We start from the raw sequence: 1,145 nt of genomic DNA, 5'->3' as shown, positions 1-1,145 counted from the left end.
CCACGGAGACAATGAAATGCGAAAATCACGTTTTACTGAGACTCAGATCCTGAAGGTTTTGAAAGAGGTTGAAGCAGGTCGCCAAGTCAAGGATGTTTGTCGTGAATACGGCATCGCCGACGCCACTTACTACAACTGGAAATCAAAATACGGTGGTATGGAGGTCTCAGACATCAAGCGACTAAAGGAGCTTGAGGAAGAGAATGCCAAACTTAAGCGCATGTATGCCGATATGGCACTGGAAAATACGGCGCTCAAGGATGTCATAGAAAAAAAGCTCTGACGCCGGCAGACAAGCGTGAAACCGTCGACTATTTGGTATCAGAGCACGGTTTGAGTGTCCGACGGAGCTGCAAAGCACTGAAGCTGAGCCGCTCCGTCTACACCTACCAACCTGATACAGGCAAAGACGACGAGATCATTGAAGCGCTGCTGTCGGCGGTTGAACGCTATCCTCGTTACGGATTTAAAAAACTTTTTCATGTGCTACGCCGAGCAGGCCATCGCTGGAATCACAAACGCCTTCACCGTGTGTACTGTGCGTTAAAGCTAAATATGCGACGTAAAGGGAAGAGGCGACTGCCAAATCGCAATCCCCAGCCGCTGGCTGTTCCTGAGTCTTTAAACCAAAGTTGGTCAGCCGATTTTATGAGTGATGCACTGTATTGTGGTCGGCGCTTTCGGACTTTTAACGTGGTGGACGACTTTAACCGCGAAGCGTTGGCGATAGAGATTGATTTAAATCTACCGGCAGCCCGTGTGATCAGGACATTGGAGCGTTTAGCCGCCTGGCGTGGCTACCCAGCGCAGGTTCGCGTGGACAATGGGCCCGAGTTTATTTCAATCGCTCTGGCTGAATGGGCGGAGGAAAACAGGGTCCACCTTGAGTTCATTAAACCCGGAAAACCGACACAAAACTCATACGTTGAAAGATTTAACCGAACTTACCGCGATGAAGTACTTGATTATTATGTATTCAGAAGCCTAAACGAAGTCCGGGATATAACTGATAACTGGTTGCCACAATATAACGATGAGCGACCCCATGAATCACTCGGTAACCTGACACCGTCAGAGTATCGATTGGTAAAAACGAACGAACAGACCTCTAAAAATGCGTGGCACTAATCAGGGGATGTTTACAC

1 protein-coding gene is annotated in these 1,145 nt (G+C 48.5%); it reads left to right on the top strand.

The window, feature by feature from the left end; translation table 11 throughout:
• Positions 1 to 16 precede the first annotated feature (16 nt).
• Positions 17 to 1,128, top strand: a protein-coding gene (locus tag ACQ5ES_RS11625; protein ID WP_445017022.1) for an IS3 family transposase whose coding sequence is annotated in 2 segments (ribosomal slippage) — positions 17 to 269 and positions 269 to 1,128 — 1,113 coding nt in all. Because the reading frame shifts where the segments join, the coding sequence is not laid out codon by codon here.
• Positions 1,129 to 1,145 lie beyond the last annotated feature (17 nt).

This window comes from Pseudidiomarina xizangensis, from assembly GCF_052541995.1.
This window is presented reverse-complemented; position numbering and strand designations above follow the sequence as displayed.